This window comes from Ralstonia edaphi (assembly GCF_958350185.1).
In the GTDB taxonomy this organism is placed as follows: Bacteria; Pseudomonadota; Gammaproteobacteria; order Burkholderiales; family Burkholderiaceae; genus Ralstonia; species Ralstonia edaphi.
In genome coordinates this window covers 249,232-270,906 of record NZ_CATWHI010000003.1, presented here as the reverse complement: position 1 = coordinate 270,906, position 21,675 = coordinate 249,232, and the positions used below count along the sequence as shown (strand labels likewise).

17 protein-coding genes are annotated in these 21,675 nt (G+C 65.0%); 14 read left to right on the top strand and 3 right to left on the bottom strand.

Translation table 11 applies throughout. From position 1 onward, the window contains the following. Positions 1–154: 154 nt before the first annotated feature. From R2669_RS11635 to R2669_RS11615, 5 genes are all read left to right on the top strand, one after another. Complete coding sequence (locus R2669_RS11635) at positions 155–1,870, top strand: AMP-binding protein (protein WP_316900227.1); 1,716 nt, start codon at positions 155–157, stop codon at positions 1,868–1,870. A gap of 704 nt (positions 1,871–2,574) precedes the next feature. Next, a complete protein-coding gene (locus R2669_RS11630; RefSeq protein WP_316900225.1) occupies positions 2,575–3,864 on the top strand; it encodes a hypothetical protein in 1,290 nt (429 codons plus the stop codon). A 124-nt stretch (positions 3,865–3,988) separates the two neighbouring features. Further along, positions 3,989–4,423: a hypothetical protein gene (locus tag R2669_RS11625; RefSeq protein WP_316900223.1), complete on the top strand. Its 435-nt coding sequence runs from the start codon at positions 3,989–3,991 to the stop codon at positions 4,421–4,423. A 16-nt stretch (positions 4,424–4,439) separates the two neighbouring features. Then, positions 4,440–5,123, top strand: a complete 684-nt coding sequence (locus tag R2669_RS11620; RefSeq protein ID WP_062739083.1) for a C39 family peptidase — start codon at positions 4,440–4,442, stop codon at positions 5,121–5,123. Positions 5,124–5,166: 43 nt separating this feature from the next. After that, complete coding sequence (locus R2669_RS11615) at positions 5,167–5,703, top strand: hypothetical protein (RefSeq protein ID WP_316900221.1); 537 nt, start codon at positions 5,167–5,169, stop codon at positions 5,701–5,703. A gap of 1 nt (position 5,704) precedes the next feature. Here R2669_RS11615 and R2669_RS11610 read toward each other — a convergent pair whose 3' ends face one another. The 3 genes from R2669_RS11610 to ilvA all read right to left on the bottom strand — a co-directional run bounded on the left by R2669_RS11610 (position 5,705) and on the right by ilvA (position 9,606). Beyond that, positions 5,705–7,027 (bottom strand): transporter, encoded by a 1,323-nt coding sequence (locus R2669_RS11610; protein ID WP_316900219.1) that lies wholly within the window; start codon positions 7,025–7,027, stop codon positions 5,705–5,707. Between the two features lie 222 nt (positions 7,028–7,249). Beyond that, entirely contained in the window at positions 7,250–8,086 is an 837-nt protein-coding gene (queF, locus tag R2669_RS11605; protein WP_147214030.1) for an NADPH-dependent 7-cyano-7-deazaguanine reductase QueF, read from the bottom strand. Further along, on the bottom strand, positions 8,086–9,606 hold the full coding sequence (gene ilvA, locus R2669_RS11600; RefSeq protein WP_147214029.1) for a threonine ammonia-lyase, biosynthetic: 1,521 nt from the start codon (positions 9,604–9,606) through the stop codon (positions 8,086–8,088). The genes queF and ilvA overlap by 1 nt, the downstream gene beginning before the upstream one ends. A gap of 161 nt (positions 9,607–9,767) precedes the next feature. On the opposite strand from ilvA, the gene R2669_RS11595 reads away from it, so the two are divergent. The 9 genes from R2669_RS11595 (at position 9,768) to R2669_RS11555 (ending at position 21,662) form a co-directional block, all read left to right on the top strand. Continuing rightward, positions 9,768–10,685: an ion channel gene (locus R2669_RS11595; protein WP_147217242.1), complete on the top strand. Its 918-nt coding sequence runs from the start codon at positions 9,768–9,770 to the stop codon at positions 10,683–10,685. 31 nt (positions 10,686–10,716) lie between these two features. After that, complete coding sequence (locus tag R2669_RS11590; RefSeq protein ID WP_027678244.1) at positions 10,717–11,964, top strand: nucleoside recognition domain-containing protein; 1,248 nt, start codon at positions 10,717–10,719, stop codon at positions 11,962–11,964. A gap of 57 nt (positions 11,965–12,021) precedes the next feature. Next, a complete protein-coding gene (locus R2669_RS11585) occupies positions 12,022–12,603 on the top strand; it encodes a YqaA family protein (RefSeq protein WP_316900217.1) in 582 nt (193 codons plus the stop codon). A 200-nt stretch (positions 12,604–12,803) separates the two neighbouring features. Further along, positions 12,804–16,841 carry a DUF3683 domain-containing protein gene (locus tag R2669_RS11580; protein ID WP_316900214.1) on the top strand — a complete coding sequence of 1,346 codons (4,038 nt, stop codon included), beginning with the start codon at positions 12,804–12,806 and terminating at the stop codon, positions 16,839–16,841. Further along, the gene (locus R2669_RS11575; protein WP_316900212.1) at positions 16,838–17,290 is read left to right on the top strand and encodes an HIT family protein; all 453 of its coding nucleotides are present in this window, start codon (positions 16,838–16,840) and stop codon (positions 17,288–17,290) included. Before R2669_RS11580 ends, R2669_RS11575 begins: the two co-directional genes overlap by 4 nt. 115 nt (positions 17,291–17,405) lie before the next feature. Beyond that, the gene (locus R2669_RS11570; RefSeq protein WP_316900210.1) at positions 17,406–19,250 is read left to right on the top strand and encodes an ABC transporter ATP-binding protein/permease; all 1,845 of its coding nucleotides are present in this window, start codon (positions 17,406–17,408) and stop codon (positions 19,248–19,250) included. Between the two features lie 33 nt (positions 19,251–19,283). Next, positions 19,284–19,700: a gamma-butyrobetaine hydroxylase family protein gene (locus R2669_RS11565; protein ID WP_316900208.1), complete on the top strand. Its 417-nt coding sequence runs from the start codon at positions 19,284–19,286 to the stop codon at positions 19,698–19,700. Positions 19,701–19,753: 53 nt separating this feature from the next. Continuing rightward, positions 19,754–20,485, top strand: a complete 732-nt coding sequence (ubiE, locus tag R2669_RS11560; protein WP_012761151.1) for a bifunctional demethylmenaquinone methyltransferase/2-methoxy-6-polyprenyl-1,4-benzoquinol methylase UbiE — start codon at positions 19,754–19,756, stop codon at positions 20,483–20,485. Between the two features lie 127 nt (positions 20,486–20,612). After that, positions 20,613–21,662, top strand: a complete 1,050-nt coding sequence (locus R2669_RS11555; protein WP_316900206.1) for a Tim44 domain-containing protein — start codon at positions 20,613–20,615, stop codon at positions 21,660–21,662. The last annotated feature ends 13 nt before the right edge of the window (positions 21,663–21,675 follow it).

Here is a 21,675-nt window from a genome sequence, read left to right as displayed (position 1 = left end):
TGCTGCTGCAGCGCAGCAATTGTTCCGCGTCATTGTTCGTCGGGCAACGGATTGCCAAATACGTCAACCTGCGTCAAATTGCGTTTGAAGCAGTGGTTACAAATCATTCAGAACAAGGCCCCAAAAAGGCCAACGTTGATTGGAGGAGACATCCATGGCTGGTGAGGTTTTCGACGCGCGACCGCGCAACGGTGCGTCGTATGTGGTGGGCGATACGTCGGTGCCGCTCGCACACGTGACGGTCTCGGCGTTGCTGGCCGACACGGTGCGCCGCTGCCCTGACGACGAGGCGGTGGTGTTCCGCGAGCAGAACGTGCGCTGGACGTGGCGCGCCTTTGCCGAACAGGTCGATGCGCTGGCCGCCGGCCTGCACGCGCTGGGGCTCGAGCGGGGTGACCGCATCGGCATCTGGTCGCCCAACCGCGTCGAATGGGTGCTCACGCAGTTCGCGACGGCGCGCCTCGGGCTCATCCTCGTCAACATCAACCCTGCGTATCGGCTTTCAGAGCTGGAATACGCGCTCAACAAGGTCGGCTGCAAGGCCATCGTGGCGGCCGAAGCGTTCAAGACTTCGCGCTACCTGGAAATGCTGCAGACGCTCGCGCCCGAACTGGCGACCGCGCAACCGGGCGCGTTGAACGCGGCCAAGCTGCCTGCGCTGCGCTGGGTCATCCGGATGGGCGAAGCCAATACGCCGGGCATGCTCAACTTTGCCGAGGTGATCGCGCGCGGAAAAAGCGTACCCATTGATGCGCTCGATGCCATCACGGCCACGCTCTCGCCCGACGACGCCATCAACATCCAGTTCACCAGCGGCACGACCGGCGCGCCCAAGGGCGCCACGCTCACGCATGTGAACGTCGTCAACAACGCGCGCTTCGTTGCCATGGCGATGAACCTGCGCGGCGGCGATCGGCTGTGCATTCCGGTGCCGCTGTATCACTGCTTCGGCATGGTCATGTCGGTGCTGACCTGCACGGCCACGGGCGCGTGCATGGTGTTCCCGGGCGAAGCATTCGATCCGCTGGCCACGCTGCGCACGGTGGCGGGAGAGCGCTGCACGCAACTGCACGGCGTGCCGACCATGTTCATCGCGCAGCTCGAACATCCGGACTTCAAGAGCTTTGACGTATCCACCCTGCGCGGCGGCATCATGGCCGGATCGCCGTGCCCCATCGAGGTGATGAAGCGCGTCGTGTCGGAGCTGAACCTGCGCGAGGTCACCATCGCATACGGCATGACGGAAACGAGTCCCGTCTCCTTCCAGAGCGCCGTGACCGATCCGCTCGACAAGCGCGTGACCACGGTCGGCCGCATCCAGCCGCATCTGCAGGTCAAGCTCGTGGACGGTGCGGGCGAGGTGGTGCCGGTGGGCGAGAAGGGCGAGCTGTGCACCAAGGGCTATTCGGTCATGCTCGGCTACTGGGACGACGAGGCCAAGACCGCCGACGCCATCCACGACGGCTGGATGCGCACGGGCGATCTGGCAACGTTCGATGCCGAGGGCTACTGCAACATCGTCGGCCGCGTGAAGGACATGCTGATCCGCGGTGGCGAGAACGTTTACCCGCGCGAGATCGAAGAATTCCTCTTCCGGCATCCGAAGGTGCAGGCCGTCAACGTGTTTGGCGTGCCCGACCCGAAGTACGGCGAAGAGGTCTGCGCGTGGATCGTCCTCAAGCCCGGCCAGCAGGCCACGGAAGACGAAATCCGTACGTTCTGCCAGGGCCAGATCGCGCACTACAAGATTCCGCGCTACATCCGCTTCGTCACCGAGATGCCGATGACGGTGACGGGCAAGGTGCAGAAGTTCGTCATGCGCGATCGCATGATCGAAGAGCTCAAGCTGACGGTGGCCGCCACGGCCTGAAGCGAGCTCGCAGTTTCGCAGTTGAAATGCGAACCGGTTGCGCGCGGCTTTTCGTTGCCATGACGATGCTTGCCGCGCGCAATTTTGTTTGCCTGCCCGGGGCAAGCCGCGAGGTAAAAACCGAGACACGTTTCCCGCATGCGTCTTGCTGATAGGGGGCGCTCGCAGCCGAGCGGCCGCAAGAGGCCCCCAGCTCGCGATACAAACGTCGTCGAGACACGCAACCCGACGCAACGTGCGCCACGGGATGCTCTGTCGGCGCAGGGCTGCCGCTCATGCAATGTGAGCGCCGATGCGCCGATGTATCACGCCTGAAACACCCAGCCAATCGCCTGTCTCAAACACCGGCGCTGCGCCCATCCGTCCGTGTGGTTTGCGTCTTGGCGCGAAGGTCATGCATGCCATGGCCGCCGTGCGTTCCATGGCGTTGTATCGGCGCTGCAACCGGAAGGGCCCAAACAACCCCTCAAACGTTGCACATCTCGACACGATTGCGCGGCACGGCCCGCGCTTATGTGCGCGCGTTCCGGTGAAACTTTTGCGTTTTCAATTGCTTAGAACCGCGGTGTCGGGCGGGCCCGGAAGTTGGCACCGATTATGCAAACGAGCCGCCCCGGGGTGGGTCATGTTGTTCCCACAGGCAGAGCGCGCCGGCCTGACTGGCTGCGTTTCCAGCCGTCCCTCTCACCTTTATGGAGTGCGTTATGAAGAAGACCTTACTGGCCACCGCGATCGCCATGGGATTGGGGGTCTCTGGCGTTGCATTGGCCGATATCGGGAATACGGCGTCCGGCGCGGGTGACAAGACCCAAACCAACACGTCGACCATCACCAGAACCAATACCAGCACAGACACGACGACGAACACCGCAACCACCACAACGACAACGGCAACCGACAACTCGAATCAGCACAACAACCAAAGCCAGGGCAGCAACCGCGACAACAGCGGCTGGGCCAATGCTGACGGCTATGGAACCGCCGCTGCCAACAACGGCGGCATGGCAACGGCAACATTCACCAACTCCTTCAACACCAGCAAGGCGATTGCCGTCTCCAAGCTGGACGGCACCGTCACCAACATCAGCGTGTCGGGCATCGGCAATGTCGCCACCAACAATGGCGGTTCGGCCAATGGCGGGGCTGGAGGACGTGGCGGATACGGCTACGGCGGCGCAGGGGCTGGCGGCAACGGTGGCGCGGGCGGTGCGGGCGGCAGCGGCGGCGCTGGTGGCAGCTCGGGCAGCGTGACGCATGGCAGCGCAACCAACGGCGGGGCCGTGGCGGGCAACGGCGGCAACGGTGGAGCTGCCGGCGGCGATGCGGGCGGTGGCGGTAACGGCGGCAGCTCCGGCACGCTGTCTGCCAGCCTGGGCGCGGGTCTTGGCGGCGCGGCGGGTAGCACGAGCGCAGCGGGCGGCGGTGGCGGCGGGGCAGGCGGCACGTCCAGCGCCAGCGGCGGCGATGCTAACCGTCATCGCGGCAGCGGCTCGGCCACCGGCGGCGGCAGTGCCTCGGCAGGCGGGGCAGGCGGCGCTGGAGGCGCTACCACCAGCGGCACGTCGACGGCATCGGCCGGTGCGGGCACGGGCACGAGCGCTGCCACGGGCACGAGCACGGGCGGGGCCGGAGCTGCTGGCGGCGCAGCGACCAACGTGGCAGGCAACGGCGGCGCAGGCGGCAGCGCGACCAATGGCAGCGCGACCAACGGCGCAGCGTCGTCCACAGCGGGCAATGGCGCTGTGGGCGCAGTCGGTGCGGCCGGCGGCGCAGGTGGCGTTGGCAACGGCGGCGTCGGCAACGGCGCGGTGGGTGGCACGGGCGGTGCCGGCGGCACGGTCATGGTGGACGCAGGCACGTTCAACATGTCCAACGCCATGACCAGCGTGGGCCAGTCTGCAGCAGGCGTGATGGTGGCGAACCAGAACAGCGGCTTCGCGTCCCTCATCCAGCAAAGCATCAACGTGCAGGCCAACCTGAATGTCGGCAAGTAGCCCGGTATCAGGCATGAGCGGGGAAGTGCCGCCGCGCGTGCGGTGACGTTGCACGTATGGCGGTGGAGAGGGCCGGACTGCATCCGTGGTCCGGCCCGCAGTTGGAGCGTATAGGAGACTTTCGATGCGATCCGACAGAAGAACCACAGCAGGATGGGCGGCATGGTGGTTGGCATGCGGCCTGGCAGTGTGGCCAGCGGCAGCAACGATGGCGTCGGACGATGTGCCGATCGCAGACGGTGCGCAGGTCGCCGACACGGAAGCGGTGCGTCCCCCGGTCGCCGCGGCCGTGTCGGTGCCTGGGTTCGGTCATGCGGTGGGCGCCGATCGGCTCGACAGTTATCGCGGCGGCACGCAGGATCTCTACCAGACCGTCAATGACGCGCGCCTGTCGGGCACCGTGAGCGACAACGCCGCCGTCAACGTGGCGACGGGGTCGAACATCGTGCGCGACGGCTCGTTTGCCAATGCCAGCGGGATCCCCACGGTCATCCAGAACAGCGGAGCGAACGTGCTGATCCAGAACGCCACCATCGTCAACGTGCAGTTCCGGCCTTGAGCTTGTGAAGGACGGAATGATGCGCAAGACGTTGGGTGCGGTGCTGATGGCGCTGGCGTGCGGGCCTGCGTGGGCGGGCGCGATCGACATGCTCGGCACGGGCGGCGGCACCTATGCCGTGCCGGTGACGAGCATGAAGGCCGCGCGCTACCTGCGCACCGTGCATCAGCGTTTCGACTTCAGTTGCGGGTCGGCCGCGGTGGCGACGCTGCTCACGTATCAGTACGGCTACCCGGTGAGCGAGCAGACCGTGTTCCAGGCCATGTACGAGCATGGCAATCAGGAGAAGATCCGGCGAGAAGGCTTTTCGCTGCTCGACATCAAACGCTATCTGGCCTCTCTGGGCTTTGAGGCCGACGGTTTCGAGCAGCCGCTGGATGCATTGAAGGACGCCCACTTGCCGGCCATCGTGCTGTTGACCGAGAACGGCTATCACCACTTCGTGGTGGTCAAGGGCGTGCAGGAAGGGCGCGTGCTCGTGGGCGATCCGGCCATGGGCACGCGTGCGATTCCGCGTGCGAGCTTCGAGAGCATGTGGGACAACCATTTGCTGTTCGTCGTCCACAACCGCGAGGCGGGGGCGACGTTCAACGCTTCATCGGACTGGCGCGTGGCACCGCGTGCGCCGCTGGAGGAAGGCATGGACCGCAGCGGCCTGGGAAACATCGTCGTTCCCAAGCATGGTCCGTCCGACTTCTGAATCGTGTGCGCGTGGCCCTGCGGTGGCCGGGCAGGAGGACATCATGAAGCGGTTTGGCAAGGTGGCGCGGGCTGCGGGATGGCTCGCGCTGGCTGCGGCCGGGCATGCGTATGCGGCCGGCATGGACAGCATGGACAACAATCCGGTCCATGCCTGGCACGCCGTGTCCGAAGACAAGCTCGACGACATGCGCGGCGGGTTCGATGTGCCCTCGCTCGCGGGGCTGCACATTTCGTTCGGCATCGACCGCGCGGTCTACGTCAACGGCGATCTGATGGCGAGCGCATCGGTCAACATCCCCGATGTGGCGCGCATGACGGCCACGCAGGCGCAGCAACTGGCCTCGGTGGTCAATACGGTCAACCTCGTGCAGAACGGGCCCAACAATGTCGCGCCGCCCGATGTGGCCGCCGGCGCGGCTGCAGCGGCCACGGTCATCCAGAACAGTCTGAACAACCAGACGCTGCAAGCCGTGACGACCATCAACGCAGCGGTCAACAGCCTGCCGCAGTTCCGTCAACTGAATCTTTCCAACGTGCTGCAGGGCGCCCTGGCCAACGTCGTCACCCTGCTGCACTGAGCTAGAACTGGATCGGCAGGCGCAGCGTGACGGTCAGGTCCGGCGTGTCGCGCGTGAGGCCTGCACCCACCGACAGGTTCAGCGTCATCTTGGGCGAGAGCCGGTACGAATAGCCGACCAGCAACGTGCCGAGAATGGTTCGCACCGAGCCCGGCACGCGCTGGCCGTTCTGCTTGGTCGGCGCGATGATGCTCTGGTCGTAGCCGATGGAGAACGACGCCTTCTCGTTCAGCGCCAGGCCCATGCCGAAGTTCAGGCCGATGATGTCGCCGGCCTTCACGTCGCCCAGGAACTGCTTCGAGCCGTCCACCAGGTTCAGGCTGACATCCTTGCGCTCGAAGTTGTGCAGGTAGCTGATGCTGCCGAAGAACACGGCCGGGTCCGTCGGGAACAGCCACGTCAGCCCCGGCTGTACAGCGAAGAAGCCTGAGCCCGTCGGCTGCTGCAGCGGCAGGCCGGTGCCCGTGGTATTGCTCACGCAGCGCGTCACGCAATCGGTGGTGACTTCAAATGGATCCTTGCCGGTGCGCGTCTTGAAACGCAGCCAGCCGATGTAGAACGACTTGTCGACACCGCCCGCATTGATCTGGTACCGCGCGGTCAACTCCACATCGCCGATGCCGCGGCCGTGCGAGCTGAAAGCGTTGTCCGTCGCCGTGCCGGTAAACAGCTCGCGGCTGACGGTATCGCTCGCGCTGTAGACATAGGGCACGCGCGCTTCCAGTTCCCAGCGCCGTGCCAAGCCGTAGCGCACCGCCACCGTGCCGGTCAGCGTGGTGGTCTTCACCTGCCGCACGTCGATCAGCCCGATCAGCAGCGCGGGGATGATGGTGTAGCCCACCAGCGCCACGCGGTCTGACGACGAATACGCCATCTGCAATGACGGCTCGACGACCACCTTGCCCGGTGGTGTCAGCGCGCTGGGCTCGTCGAAGATCTGCGCGATGCGTGGCGGTCGGTCAGGCGGCTCCGGCGGTTTGCCGACTGGCGTGGTGCCCGGCTCGTCGTTCTGCGCAATTTGAGATGCATCGCCCCCCGCGCCGGGAGCACCGGCACCGCGCACGGTATCGAGTCGGCCCTCGCTCATGCCGAGCGCGCGCCGCATGCGCCGAAGATACGCTTCCTGTTGCTGGATCGAGCGCTTGAGTTCCTGCAGGCGCGCCTGCGTATCGGCAAGCTCGCGCTGCAGCGCTTCCAGGCTGGGTGGCTTGTCGTCCACCGGCTCGTTGGTCTGTGCAAGGACCGGCCCGCCACAGAGCAGCAGGCATGCGCACGTAACCGCGTGGGTTGACCCACCTTGCGGCTTCCATGGCGTTTTCGTCATGGCATGTCCCCCGTCGAGAGCGCCCGGCCCGCTTGCGCGGACGGACCCTTCACGATTCCCCCGGGTGGCGTACTGCGGATACCACTATAGGCGAGCGAACGTGAAACGACAGGGCGTTGGCGTCCACAAAATGGACGAGGGGCGCATGCCCGTTTGGCCGATCGCCCCGGCAAGAAAAAAGGCGCCCGGAGGCGCCTCGTGTGTCTTACGCAGCGTCAGCGCTTACTGACGTGCATTGCGCAGGTTATCCGGCCACGGCGTGTTGTAGTTGGTGCGGAACGGGTTGATGTCCAACCCGCCACGCCGCGTATAGCGTGCATAGACGGCCAGTTTGACCGGCCGGCACTGACGCAGGATGTCCGTAAAGATCCGCTCCACGCATTGCTCGTGAAATTCGTTGTGCTCGCGGAACGAGATCAGGTACTTGAGCAGCGCCTCCTGGTTGATCGGCGCACCCACGTAGCGGATCTGCACGCTGCCCCAATCCGGCTGACCCGTCACCAGGCAGTTGGACTTCAGCAAGTGCGACACCAGCGTTTCTTCGACCGGGCTTTCTTCCTCGTCGGCATGCAGCAGCTCGGGCGTAGGCTGGTAGACATCCGTTTCGATGTCCAGCCGATCGAGCAGCAGGCCGTCGAGTTCGCCCATGCGTTGCCGGGCAAATTCTTCGTGCGTGACGATGCGGACCTGCACCGGCGCTCCGCACGCTTCCGACAGATCGTGGTGGATCAACTGCTGCAGCGCTTCGTGCGACGCCACCTTCGTCTGGTTGAACGAATTCAGATACAGCTTGAACGACTTCGATTCAACGATGTTGGGCGAATCGGCCGGCACGATCACGGTGCCCAGCGCCACCTGCGGCTTGCCGCGCAGGTTCAGCCACGACAGCTCGTACAGGTTCCAGAGATCCACGCCGAAGAAGGGCAGGGCCGTGCCGGCGGCAAGGCCGATCTCGTCGCGCTTGCGCTGGCGCGGAATCGGAAACAGCAGGCTCGGGTCGTATTCCGTCTTGTAGGCGGAGGTCTTACCGAGCGGCGAATGTTCGGGTTGGTTGCTCATCACAAAAACAGGCTGTAGACGGGGTTCTCGCTTTCGTCCCAATAGGTATAGCCCAGCGTGGCGAGGAACGCCTTGAACTCGCGCTTCTCGTTCTTCGGTACCTGGATGCCGACGAGGATGTTGCTCGAATCCGCGCCCTGATTCCGGTAGTGGAACAGGCTGATGTTCCAGTTCGGGCTCATGCTCGAGAGGAACTTCATCAGCGCGCCCGGCCGCTCGGGAAACTCGAAGCGGTAGAGATGCTCGTTTTCTGCCAGCGGCGAACGGCCGCCCACCATGTAGCGGATGTGCTGCTTGGCCAGTTCGTCGTTCGACAGGTCGAGCGTCGGGAAACCGTGCTTGCGGAAGTTCTCGGCAATCTTGTCGCCCTCTGCGCGCGACGCAATTTGCACGCCCACGAAGATATGCGCGGCGTCCTTGCTGGCAATGCGGTAGTTGAACTCCGTCACGTTGCGCGACCAGCCGACCAGTTCGCAGAAGCGCTTAAAGCTGCCGCGCTCTTCGGGAATCGTCACGGCAAACACGGCTTCGCGCGCCTCGCCCACTTCGGCACGCTCGGCCACGAAGCGCAGGCGGTCGAAGTTCATGTTCGCGCCGCTGGCCACGGCCACGAGCGATTCGTTCTTCAGCTTATGCGTTTCGGCATACTGCTTGAGGCCGGCCAGCGCCAGCGCACCCGAAGGCTCCAGCAGGCTGCGCGTGTCCTGGAACACGTCCTTGAGCGCGGCGCAGATGGCATCCGTATCCACGGTGATGATCTCGTCGACGAGTTCGCGCGTGAGGCGGAACGTTTCCTTGCCGACAAGCTTGACCGCCGTGCCGTCCGCAAACAGGCCCACCTCCTTCAGTTCGACGCGCTTGCCGGCGGCCACCGAGCGCGCCATCGCGTCGGAATCCACGCTTTGCACGCCGATCACCTTGACGTCCGGCCGCACGGCCTTCACGTAGGCCGCAATGCCCGAGATCAGCCCGCCACCGCCAATCGAGCAAAAGATCGCATGGATCGGCTGCGGATGCTGGCGCAGGATTTCCATGGCGATGGTGCCCTGGCCGGCAATCACTTCCGGATCGTCGAACGGGTGGACGAAGGTGTAGCCGTGCTTCTCTTGCAGCTTGGCGGCGTGGTTGTACGCGTCGGAATAGCTTTCACCGTGCAGCACGACCTCGACCCATTCGCCGCCGCGCGAGCGCACGCCGTCAATCTTCAACTGCGGCGTCGTCACCGGCATGCAGATCACGGCCTTGCATTCCATGCGCGCCGCACTGAAAGCCACGCCCTGCGCGTGGTTGCCCGCCGATGCCGTAATCACCCCGCGCTTGCGCTCGGCCGGCGTGAGCGACGCCATCTTGTTGTAGGCGCCGCGCAGCTTGAACGAGAACACCGGCTGGTCATCCTCGCGCTTGAGGTAGACGCGGTTGCCGGTGCGCGCCGACAGGTTCGGCGCGAACTTCAGCTCGGTTTCCACCGCGACGTCATAGACCTTCGCAGTCAGGATTTTCTTGAGGTAATCGATGGCCATGGTGCGGACCGGGGTTGGACGTGAACAGAGCCCGTAAGCCTATCACGCGGCGCCTGGGCCGACCGGCCCGCCTGGCCTGCCTTGCCGGACGGGCGCGCCGGTCGGTACACTGCCCCGGCCGCGTCCGGGCGGGCGCGGCGCATCATCGGCGAGAGGCCTCCATGAACACCCCGTCGTCTTCCTCCGAGCGTGCCGGACGCGCGCGCCGGGGCCGCAAAGTCTGGTCCGGAACGCAGCACGTCATTGCCTACGGCATGCCGCCGCTGGGCTGGCGCGACGTTTATCACCATGCGCTGGAGGTCAACTGGCCGACCTTCTTCGCGTTGCTGGCGACGATGTTCCTGGCGCTGAATGCGGTATTCGCGGGGCTGTATTCGCTCGGCGACGGCGCGATCGCGAACCAGTCGCCGCCCGGCTTCGTCGGCGCCTTCTTCTTCAGCGTCGAGACGCTGGCCACGGTCGGCTACGGCGACATGCACCCGCAAACGCTCTACGCCCACGTCATCGCCACGCTGGAGATCTTCATCGGCATGTCGGGCATCGCCATGGCGACGGGAATGGTGTTTGCGCGATTCTCACGCCCGCGCGCCAAGATCATGTTTGCCCGCAACGTTGTCGTGCGGCCGCTCAACGGCAAGTCCACGCTGATGCTGCGCGCCGCCAATGCGCGCCAGAACGTCATCGCCGAGGCCACCGCCCGGCTGCGCCTGATGCAGGACGAGGTCTCGCCCGAGGGCTACTCGATCTACAAGATTCACGACCTGAAGCTGGAGCGCAGCGAGCACCCGATCTTCCTGCTGGGCTGGGTGATGATGCACGTCATCGACGAGACCAGCCCGCTGCATCGCGCCACCGCAGAATCGCTCGCCGCCGGTGACGCCTTGCTGCTGCTGACCATCGAGGGCGCCGACGAGACCGCCGCGCAGACCGTGCAGGCCCGCTATTCCTGGCGGCACGACGAGATCCGCTGGAACTATCGCTATGCCGACCTCATCCGCGACGAGGGCGGCGTCACGTCGGTGGACTACGACAACTTCCACCTGATCCACCCGATCGAGACGCCCCCGCAGGCACAATGAGCGGCTTGTCCGATTCCAACGCGCAACCCCCGTGGCCCTGAACCTCGTCTGGCTCGCCTTCTTTCTCGTCGCCTTCGTCACCGCCTGCGTGCAGGTGGTGCAGGGCGACATGGAAGTCTTCTCGCGCATGTTGACCGGTATGTTCGATGCCGCGCGCACCGGCTTCGAAATCGCCATCGGCCTCACCGGCATGATGGCGCTGTGGCTCGGCATCATGCGCGTGGGCGAGCGCGCCGGCGTGGTCGATCTGTTTGCGCGGCTCGTGAACCCGGTGATGCGGCACTTGTTTCCCTCCGTGCCGGCCGGCCACCCCGCCAACGGCGCGATGATGATGAACGTGTCGGCCAACGTCCTCGGTCTGGACAACGCCGCCACGCCGCTCGGCCTCCAAGCCATGCGCGAGCTGCAGCAGATCAACCCGCAGCCGCAGCGCGCCAGCGATGCGCAACTGATGTTTGTGGTGCTCAACACGGCGGGGGTGACGCTGGTACCGACGTCCGTCATCGCGATCCGTCAGGCCATGGCCGTCAAACAGGGGCTGGTGGGTTTCAACGCGGCGGACATCTTCCTGCCGACGTTGCTGTCCACGTTCATCGGCTTCTGCGCGGGCATTGCGGCCGTGGCGTGGTACCAACGCATCAATCTGTTCAAGCCGGCGCTGCTGGCGTATTTCGGCGGCTTTGTCGCGGCGATGGGGCTGCTGTTTGCGTGGCTGCGCCAGTTTCCGCCGCAGCAGATGGCCGCGTGGATCGGCCTGATCGGCGCGGGCGCCATCCTCACCATCGTCGTGGCGTTCCTGGTCTGTGGGGCATTTCGTCGCATCAATGTGTACGAAACCTTCGTCGATGGCGCCAAGGACGGCTTCCAGGTCGCCATCGGCATCGTTCCGTACCTCGTCGCGGTGCTGGTGGGGATTGCCGTGTTTCGCGCGGCGGGGTGCATGGATGTTCTGATGCAGGGGCTTTCTGCGCTGTTTACGCACCTGGGCATCGACACGCGCTTTGTGCCGGCGCTGCCCGTGGGGCTGATGAAGACGTTGTCGGGCGCCGGCGCGCGCGGCCTGATGGTCGACGTGATGACGACCTACGGCGTCGATTCCTTCCAGGGCAAGCTGGCCGCCATCATCCAGGGCTCGACCGAGACCACGTTCTACGTGCTGGCCGTGTATTTCGGCAGCGTCGGCATCAAGGACACGCGTTACGCGCTGGCCTGCGGGCTGTGGGCCGACCTGATCGGGCTCGTCGGCGCCGTGCTTGTCGCCTACCTGTTCTTCGCCTGACCGGCTAGGGCGGCCCCCAAGCGACGCCGCGGCCGCCCGCCCTCTACAATCGATCGCATGGAACAGTGGATCGACACGCTTTTTGCCACGCTCGCCCTGCCCAAGGTCGGGCTGCCTGCCATCTTCGTCGTCAGTTTCATTTCGGCGACGCTGCTGCCGCTGGGCTCCGAGCCGGCGGTCTTTGCGTACATCAAGCTCAATCCGGACATGTTCTGGCCCGCCATCGTGGTGGCCACACTCGGCAACACGCTGGGCGGCATGGTCGACTGGTGGATGGGCTATGCGGCCAAGCTGGCGCTGGTGCGCTACCACCTGGCGCGCCGCCGCCGGCAGCACAACGCCGAGCACGCCCAGCACGTGCCGCACCCCACGCGCCACCGTGAGCCCCCGCTCGACAAGAAGTACTTCCGCTGGATGCGCCGCATCGGGCCGGTGTCGCTGCTCGTGTCGTGGCTGCCGGGCATCGGCGACCCGCTCTGCACGCTGGCCGGCTGGCTGCGCCTGAAGTTCTGGCCCAGCGTCATGTACATGGCCATCGGCAAATTCCTGCGCTATCTGGCCATGACCGCGGCGCTCATGACCCTGCCCGACGGCTTCTGGCACGGCATCCTCGGCTGGATCAAGGCTGTGATGATGTGACGTTTGCGTGGTGTTTGGCGCACTCGCAGGCCTCCGCGCTTTTCGCAAGCCATTGAAAACGCGACGCTTTTCCCGCCCATATCAGCCGCAGGGATACCGTTGCTGCAACGCATCAACGGCGCGCGTTGCAGTACAATCGCCCTTTAAAGACCGCGCGGCTCTTGTCCTCCTTGCCGCGACCTCCTCCCCAGCGGCACGCCATGAATGCCCCACTTCTGATCGACGCCAAACTCACGGCGCAGGACGCTGCGCCCCGGCTGCGCGAGATTCCCTACAACTACACCTCGTTCTCGGATCGGGAAATCGTCATCCGTCTGCTGGGCGAGTCTGCATGGCAGATCCTGGACGAACTGCGCGCCGAGCGTCGCACCGGCCGATCGGCACGCATGCTGTACGAAGTGCTGGGCGACATCTGGGTGGTTCGTCGCAACCCGTATCTGCAGGACGACCTGCTCGACAACCCGAAGCGCCGGCAGATGCTGATCGACGCACTCAATCACCGCCTGGCGGAGATCGAGAAGCGCCGTGTGGCCGACCACGATTCGCATCACGACCCCGTGGGCGACGAGCGCGCCACCAAGGTCGAGCAACTGGTCGTGCATGCCCGCCGCGCCGTCAAGGCATTCCAGGAAGAGTTCGCCCAGGTGTATGACCTGCGCCGCCGCGCCCAGAAAGTGCTCGGCCGCGTCACCGCGAAGGACAACATCAAGTTCGACGGCCTGTCGCGCGTGTCGCACGTGACCGACGCCACCGACTGGCGTGTCGAATATCCGTTCGTCGTGCTCACGCCCGATACGGAAGAAGAGATCGCCGGCATCGTCAAGGGCTGCTTCGAGCTGGGTCTGACCATCATTCCGCGCGGAGGCGGCACCGGCTACACCGGCGGCGCCGTGCCGCTCACGCCGTTCTCGGCCGTCATCAATACGGAAAAGCTGGAGCGTCTGGATGCGGTCGAGATGACCGACCTGCCGGGCGTCGACCACCCCGTGGCGACCATCTATTCGGGCGCCGGCGTGGTGACGCGTCGCGTGGCGGATGCGGCGGACAAGGCTGGTCTCGTCTTCGCTGTGGACCCGACTTCGATCGACGCGTCGTGCATCGGCGGCAACGTCGCCATGAACGCGGGCGGCAAGAAGGCCGTGCTGTGGGGCACCGCGCTGGACAACCTCGCCTGGTGGCGCATGGTTGACCCGGACGGCAACTGGCTCGAAGTCCAGCGCCTCAATCACAACCTCGGCAAGATTCACGATGCGCCGGTCGTCACCTTCGAGCTGAAGTGGTTCGACGGCAATGCGCCGGTCGGCGCCAAGCTGCTGCGCACCGAGACGCTCACCATCGAAGGCCGCAAGTTCCGCAAGGAAGGCCTCGGCAAGGACGTCACCGACAAGTTCCTGGCCGGTCTGCCCGGCGTGCAGAAGGAAGGCTGCGACGGCATCATCACCAGCGCGCGCTGGATCCTGCACCGCATGCCGAAGTCGATCCGCACCGTGTGCCTGGAGTTCTTCGGCCAGGCGCGCGATGCGATCCCGAGCATCGTCGAGATCAAGGATTATCTCGACGCCGAGACCAAGAAGCCCGGCGGCGCGATCCTCGCGGGCCTGGAGCATCTGGACGAGCGCTACCTGCGCGCGGTCGGCTACGCCACCAAGAGCAAGCGCAACGCGTTCCCGAAGATGGTGCTGATCGGTGACATCGTCGGCGACGACGATGACGCCGTGGCGCGCGCCACCTCGGAAGTAATCCGCCTGGCCAATGGCAAGAGCGGCGAAGGTTTCGTGGCCGTGAGCCCCGAGGCCCGCAAGAAGTTCTGGCTGGACCGCTCGCGCACGGCCGCGATTGCCAAGCACACCAACGCCTTCAAGATCAACGAAGACGTGGTGATCCCGCTCAATCGCATGGGCGAGTACACCGACGGCATCGAGCGCATCAATATCGAGCTGTCGATCAAGAGCAAGCTCAAGCTGACCGACGCGCTGCTCGATTTCTTTGCCGGCAGCAACTTGCCGCTGGGCCGCACCGACGACGCCAACGAAATCCCCAGCGCTGAACTGCTGGAAGACCGCGTGCAACAGGCGCAGCAACTGCTGCGCGCCACGCGTGCACGTTGGCAATATCTGCTGGACCATCTCGACACGCCTGTCACCACGGCGCGGGCGAGCCTCATCGGCCTTGGCCTGGGCTACCTTGCGCAGACCATCGACGACCGTCTAGTGAATCAGCCTGACGCCAACCTGTTCCACCTGCTGCAGGATCGGACGATCCGCGTGTCGTGGAAGTCGGAGATTCGCGCCGAGCTGCGCAAGATCTTCAACGGCGGCGAGTTCAAGCCGATCCTCGACGAGGCCCAGGCGATCCACAAGAAAGTGCTGCGCGGCCGCGTGTTCGTGGCCCTGCACATGCACGCCGGTGACGGCAACGTGCACACCAACATCCCCGTCAACTCGGATGACTACGACATGCTGCAGGACGCCCACAAGGCGGTGGCCCGCATCATGACGCTGGCGCGTTCGCTGGACGGTGTGATTTCGGGCGAGCACGGCATCGGCATCACCAAGCTGGAATTCCTGACCGACGAAGAGATCGCCGACTTCGCTGCCTACAAGCGCCGCGTCGATCCGAACGGCCGCTTCAACAAGGGCAAGCTGCTGCGCGACATCAACGACCCGCAAGGCCTGGCCGCTGATCTGCGCAACGCCTATACGCCGTCGTTCGGCCTGATGGGGCACGAGTCGATCATCATGCAGCAGAGCGACATCGGCGCCATCTCGGAGTCGATCAAGGACTGCCTGCGCTGCGGCAAGTGCAAACCGGTGTGCGCCACGCACGTGCCGCGCGCCAATCTGCTGTACAGCCCGCGCAACAAGATTCTTGCCACCTCGCTGCTCATCGAGGCCTTCCTGTACGAAGAACAGACGCGCCGCGGCGTGTCGGTCAAGCACTGGGAAGAGTTTGCCGATGTGGGCGACCATTGCACGGTCTGCCACAAGTGCGTGACGCCGTGCCCGGTCAAGATCGATTTCGGCGATGTGTCGATGAACATGCGCAACCTGCTGCGCAAGATGGGGCAGAAGAAGTTCAACCCCGGCACGGCAGCGGCGATGTTCTACCTGAACGCGACCAACCCCGAGACGATCAACCTCACCCGCAAGGTGATGTTCGACTGGGGCTACAAGGCGCAGCGTCTGGGCAACGACATCCTGAAGAAGTTCGCCAAGAAGCAGACCGCCCGGCCGCCCGCGACGGTAGGCAAGCCGCCCGTGCGCGAGCAGGTGATTCACTTCATCAACAAGAAGATGCCGGGCAACCTGCCCAAGAAGACCGCGCGCGCGTTGCTGGACATCGAGGACAACGAGATCGTCCCGATCATCCGCAATCCCAAGGCGACCACGCCCGACAGCGAGGCGGTCTTCTACTTCCCGGGCTGCGGCTCGGAGCGCCTGTTCTCGCAGGTGGGGCTGGCCACGCAGGCAATGCTGTGGCACGCCGGTGTGCAGACGGTGCTGCCGCCGGGCTACCTGTGCTGCGGGTATCCGCAGCGCGGCACGGGCCAGTTCGACAAGGCCGAGAAGATCGTCACCGACAACCGTGTGCTGTTCCACCGCGTGGCCAACACGCTCAACTACCTCGACATCAAGACTGTGGTGGTGAGCTGCGGCACCTGCTACGACCAGCTCGCGGGGTATGAATTCGACAAGATCTTCCCGGGCTGCCGGATCATCGACATTCACGAATACCTGCTGGAGAAGGGCGTGAAGATCGACGGTGTGCAGGGCACGCGGTACATGTACCACGACCCCTGCCACACCCCGATCAAGACGATGGACCCGACCAAGCTGGTCAACCAGCTGATGGGCGGCAACATCGGCGCCGATGGCCAGACTCGCGCGATCGAGAAGAATGACCGCTGCTGCGGCGAGTCGGGCACGCTGGCGATTTCGCGCCCCGACATTTCCACGCAGGTCCGCTTCCGCAAGGAAGAAGAGATGCAGAAGGGCGCCGACAAGCTGCGCAGTCTGGGCCAGACCAGCGGCCAAGGCGGCGAGGCGTTCAACGGCGACGTGAAGATCCTCACGAGCTGCCCGGCATGTCTGCAGGGCCTGTCGCGCTACACCGAAGATGTTTCGGTGCAGGCCGACTACATCGTGGTCGAGATGGCGCGTCACGTGCTCGGCGAAACCTGGCTGCAGGACTACGTCGCGCAGGCCAACGCCGGCGGCATCGAGCGGGTTCTGGTGTGACGGCTGCGACGACCGGCGAGCGCGCGCCCGGCTGCGCGTTGTGCGAGACGGACGGCGGCGAGCCCGTCTGGCGCAATGGCCGCGCGCGCGTGGTACTGGTCGAGCACGCGCGCTTTCCGGGCTTTTGCCGCGTCATCTGGAACGACCACGTGGCCGAGCAGACCGATCTGTCCGATGCCGATCGCCACTGGCTGATGGACATCGTCACCCGGGTTGAGCGCGTGCTGCGCGCCGAACTGGCGCCCGACAAGATCAACCTCGCCAGCTTCGGCAATTTCGTGCCGCATTTGCATTGGCATGTCATCCCGCGCTATCGGTGGGACACGCATTTCCCGGAAGCCGTGTGGGGCCCCGAGCAACGCGCGCCCGATACTGCGCGCATGGCCGAGATCACGGCCAAGTTGCCGGCGCTGTCGTACGCGCTGCAAGCGGCGCTGGCCGACGCCTGAGCCCCCTTCGGCGATACGGTGGGTAACGCCTGGTAACGCATCGCCCCGTCGTGCGCGGAACCCCTGTGACGCGCACGGCGTCTGATTCTCTTTCTGTTGCGCCAACGCCCTCGCCATGACGACACCGCGCACCGCCGCCACGCCCGATTCCCACAAGGATTCCATCTCCGAACTGACCGTCCACCATGGGCGGCTGAATTTGTCGGAAACCTGGCAACTGATTCGTCCGTACTGGTTTTCGGAAGATCGCCACAAGGCCTGGGGGCTGCTCGCGCTGGTGATCGCCCTGAACCTGTTTCTGGTCTACATGAACGTGCTGTTCACGGACTGGAATCGACTTTTCTACAACGCGCTCGAGCAGAAGAACTACGGCGAATTCTGGACGCAACTGGGCCGCTTTTCATGGATCGCCGCATTGCTGATCTTTGGCTCCATCATGCGGTTGTACTACTCGATGATGCTGCAGATGCGGTGGCGGACCTGGATTACCGGCAGCTTCCTCGACGACTGGCTTAGCAAGCAGGCGTTCTACCGCCTGGAGCAGACGCACAGCGCCGACAACCCCGACCAACGGATCGCCGACGACCTGCGCACGTTCACCGATGCAACGCTCACCTTGGCGCTGGGCTTCCTGAATTCGGCTGTCACGCTGGTGTCATTCTTCGGGATTCTGTGGGCGGTGTCGGGGCCGCTGGCGTTCAGCCTGGGTGGCCACGACTTTGTGATTCCCGGCTACATGGTGTGGTTTGCGCTGCTGTACTCGATCGTGGGCTCGGTGATCATCCACTTTGTGGGGCGGCCACTGATCGGGCTGTCGTTCCAGCAGGAGCGTTACGAGGCGTACTTCCGCTTCCTGCTCGTGCGCGTGCGCGAGAACAGCGAGAGCATCGCCCTGTACCGCGGCGAGCCGACCGAGAAAGCCATCCTGCGCGGCCGCTTCGAGCGCATCCGCGCCAACTGGAACCAGTTGATGGACTACACGCGGCGCCTGACCTTTGCCAGTTCCGGCTATGCGCAGTTCGCCATCATCTTCCCGTTTCTGGTGTCGGCGCCGCGCTACTTTGGCGGCACGCTGACGCTGGGCGGCATGATGCAGGTCGCCACCGCGTTCGGGCAGGTTCAGGACGCGATGTCGTGGTTTGTCACGAACTACCGCACGCTGGTCACCTGGAAGGCTTCCACCAACCGTCTGATCGAATTCCAGCGTGCCATCCGTGCCGCCGAGCGTGAAGAAGAGCACCGCGCCGGCGTGCGCGATGTCGAGGTGGAAACCGCGGCCGTACCCGCCATCGAAGCCCGTGGTCTTGCGCTGAACCTGCCGAACCGCAAGCCCGAAGACGTGCTGGTCGAGCCCTTCGACATGACGCTCGCTCGCGGTGAGCGTGTGCTTGTCAACGGTCCGTCAGGCTGCGGCAAAAGCACGCTGGTGCGCGCCGTGGCCGGTATCTGGCCCTATGGCAGCGGCCGCATCGAAGTTCCCGACGATGCCCGCGTGCTGTTCCTGCCGCAGCGCAGCTATCTGCCCTCGGGCACGCTCGCCGATGCGCTGTCATATCCGGATCTGGCCACCCAATACACCGCGGAGCGTCTGACCCAGGTGCTGATCGCTTGTCGCTTGCCGGCGCTGGCGGGCCTCCTGGACGAGGTGAGCAACTGGAGCCTGCGCCTGTCGCCCGGCGAGCAGCAGCGCCTGGCTTTTGCACGGGCTTTGCTGCAGCGCCCCGATTACCTCTTCCTCGACGAGGCCACGAGCGCACTCGACGAAGACACCGAAGCGTTCATGTACAGCCTGATGCTCGAATCGATGCCCGATGTGACCATCGTCAGCGTGGCGCACCGCAGCACCGTGGCACGATTCCACCATCGCCGCCTGCGCTACGTCCCCGAAGGCGACCCGTTGACTGCGGTAAGCTATCGGGTGGTGGAAGAGCCCGCGCACGTTGCGCTGGCCGCTTCCTGAAACATCGTTTTTCTGACTCGACGAGACGTTTTCATGGCCGGACTTTCCGCCGACACTCCGCACCCGACCGGCATCACCGTCCACACGCAATCGCGCGTGCTGGAGATCGCCTTTGCCGATGGCAAGCAGTTCAGCCTGCCGTTCGAATACCTGCGCGTGCTGTCGCCGTCGGCCGAAGTGCAGGGGCACGGGCCGGGCCAGGAAGTGCTGCAGACCGGCAAGCGTGAGGTGGGCATTGTCGGCGTCGAGCCGGTGGGCAACTACGCGATCCGGCCGCTGTTCTCCGACGGTCACGATTCCGGCATCTTCGATTGGGCCTACCTGTACCGCCTCGGCATTGAGCACGACGCGTTGTGGCAGGGCTATCTCGATCGCCTGGCTGCTGCCGGCGTCGACCGCGACGCCCCGATGGCCGAGAACGCCGGTCACGCCTGCGGCCACAGCCACTGATTCCCGATTCACTTCGCGGCGCCTGCGCGCTGCATCCGCATCCTTTTTTTGTCATGAGCCAAACCCACTTCGGATTTCAGCAGGTCGATGAGCAGGAAAAGGCCGGCAAGGTCGCCGGCGTGTTCCATTCCGTCGCGAGCAAGTACGACGTGATGAACGACCTGATGTCCGGCGGCCTGCACCGCGTGTGGAAGATGTTCACCATCGCCCAGGCAGCGGTCCGCCCGGGCTACAAGGTGCTCGACATCGCGGGCGGCACGGGTGACCTCGCCAAGGCGTTCGCCCGCCAGGCCGGCCCCACCGGCGAGGTGTGGCTGACCGACATCAACGAGTCGATGCTGCGCGTCGGCCGTGATCGCCTGCTCGATGCCGGCGTGCTCACCCCCACCGCGCTGTGCGACGCTGAGCACATTCCCTTTCCGAATGCTTACTTCGACGTGGTGACAGTGGCATTCGGCTTGCGCAACATGACGCACAAGGATCGCGCGCTCGCTGAGATGCGTCGCGTGGTGAAGCCAGGCGGCAAGGTCATGGTGCTGGAGTTCTCCAAGGTGTGGCAGCCGCTGGAGAAGGCTTACGACCTGTACTCGTTCAAGGTGCTGCCGTGGTTGGGCAGCAAAGTGGCGGGCGACCCCGAAAGCTACCGCTACTTGGCCGAATCCATCCGCATGCACCCGGATCAGGAAACGCTCAAGCAGATGATGGAACAGGCCGGATTGGACTCGGTCGAATACTTCAATCTGACAGCAGGTGTCGTGGCTCTGCACGTCGGCCGTCGCCTCTAAGTGTTTCCGTCGTTCCGCCAGATGGGCGATGCAGCGCGCTGCGGCGATATGCCACGATCCTTCACATTGAATTTCGGCATTGACGTCTTCATCTAATGGCGTCACTGCCATTGGAGAGAAGACAGCGATGAGTTTGCATTGGGGTGGAAAATTGATGGCGGGCGCGCTGGTCGCGACGCTCGCACTGGGCACGGCAATCGACGCCAACGCCAAGCGCATGGGCGGCAGCCGCAGCATCGGCAAGCAGTCGTCCACGGTGACGCAACGTCAGCAGACGCCGCCGGCCACAACGCCGTCGCCCACGCAGCAGGCCGCGCCCGCCGCGCAACCATCGCCGGCCGCACCAGCTCCGGCCGCGCCGGCCGCAAAGCCCGGACGTAACTGGGGCGGCATGCTGGGTGGCCTGGCTGCCGGCCTGGGCCTCGGTTATCTCCTGTCGAAGTTCGGTCTGGGCGCGGGCCTTGCCTCGTTGCTGTCGAACCTGATCCTGATCGCGCTTGTCGCGTTCGTGGTGATGTGGATCATCCGCAAGGTGCGCGGCAGCCGTCCGCAAGGTCCGGCCTACGCCACGGGCGGCCCGTCGCTGGGTGGCGATCGTGAGCCCTACGTGCCGCAACCTGCCGCGCCGGCCCCGCAGGCTTCTGCGCCGGCGGCCGCATCGCTGAGCACCGGCAACACGTCGGGCTTGGGCGCTGGCGCCGCAACGGCTGCACAATCGTGGAACCTGGGCGGTCCGGCCGCATCGGGCGCGCCCGCTGCCCACGCGCAACCTGCCGCGGCTGCGCCGCAGCAGCCGTGGGGCGTGCCGGCAGATTTCGACACGCAAGCGTTCCTGCGCAACGCCAAGGTCTACTTCATTCGCCTGCAGGCCGCCTGGGATGCCGGCAATCTCAACGACATCCGCGAGTTCACCACGCCGGAGATGTTCGCCGAGATCAAGATGGACCTGGCTGACCGCGGCACCTCGCCCAACAAGACCGACGTGGTCTCGGTTGAAGCCGAAATGCTGGGTATCGAAACGCAGGCCGCCGAGTACCTCGCGAGCGTCCGCTTCTCGGGCATGATTCGCGAAGAAGCCAATGCGCCCGCCCAGCCGTTTGCGGAGGTGTGGAACCTGACCAAGCCGACGCAGGGCGCGGGCGGCTGGGTGTTGGCGGGTATTCAGCAGTTGCAGTGATGCTGTAGCAACT

Bases quoted from the DNA above. Each gene is read 5' to 3' on its own strand.
- R2669_RS11635 (WP_316900227.1), top strand. From the start codon at position 155: ATGGCTGGTGAGGTTTTCGACGCGCGACCGCGCAACGGTGCGTCGTAT.
- R2669_RS11630 (WP_316900225.1), top strand. From the start codon at position 2,575: ATGAAGAAGACCTTACTGGCCACCGCGATCGCCATGGGATTGGGGGTC.
- R2669_RS11625 (WP_316900223.1), top strand. From the start codon at position 3,989: ATGCGATCCGACAGAAGAACCACAGCAGGATGGGCGGCATGGTGGTTG.
- R2669_RS11620 (WP_062739083.1), top strand. From the start codon at position 4,440: ATGATGCGCAAGACGTTGGGTGCGGTGCTGATGGCGCTGGCGTGCGGG.
- R2669_RS11615 (WP_316900221.1), top strand. From the start codon at position 5,167: ATGAAGCGGTTTGGCAAGGTGGCGCGGGCTGCGGGATGGCTCGCGCTG.
- R2669_RS11610 (WP_316900219.1), bottom strand. From the start codon at position 7,027: ATGACGAAAACGCCATGGAAGCCGCAAGGTGGGTCAACCCACGCGGTT.
- queF (WP_147214030.1), bottom strand. From the start codon at position 8,086: ATGAGCAACCAACCCGAACATTCGCCGCTCGGTAAGACCTCCGCCTAC.
- ilvA (WP_147214029.1), bottom strand. From the start codon at position 9,606: ATGGCCATCGATTACCTCAAGAAAATCCTGACTGCGAAGGTCTATGAC.
- R2669_RS11595 (WP_147217242.1), top strand. From the start codon at position 9,768: ATGAACACCCCGTCGTCTTCCTCCGAGCGTGCCGGACGCGCGCGCCGG.
- R2669_RS11585 (WP_316900217.1), top strand. From the start codon at position 12,022: ATGGAACAGTGGATCGACACGCTTTTTGCCACGCTCGCCCTGCCCAAG.
- R2669_RS11580 (WP_316900214.1), top strand. From the start codon at position 12,804: ATGAATGCCCCACTTCTGATCGACGCCAAACTCACGGCGCAGGACGCT.
- R2669_RS11570 (WP_316900210.1), top strand. From the start codon at position 17,406: ATGACGACACCGCGCACCGCCGCCACGCCCGATTCCCACAAGGATTCC.
- R2669_RS11565 (WP_316900208.1), top strand. From the start codon at position 19,284: ATGGCCGGACTTTCCGCCGACACTCCGCACCCGACCGGCATCACCGTC.
- ubiE (WP_012761151.1), top strand. From the start codon at position 19,754: ATGAGCCAAACCCACTTCGGATTTCAGCAGGTCGATGAGCAGGAAAAG.
- R2669_RS11555 (WP_316900206.1), top strand. From the start codon at position 20,613: ATGAGTTTGCATTGGGGTGGAAAATTGATGGCGGGCGCGCTGGTCGCG.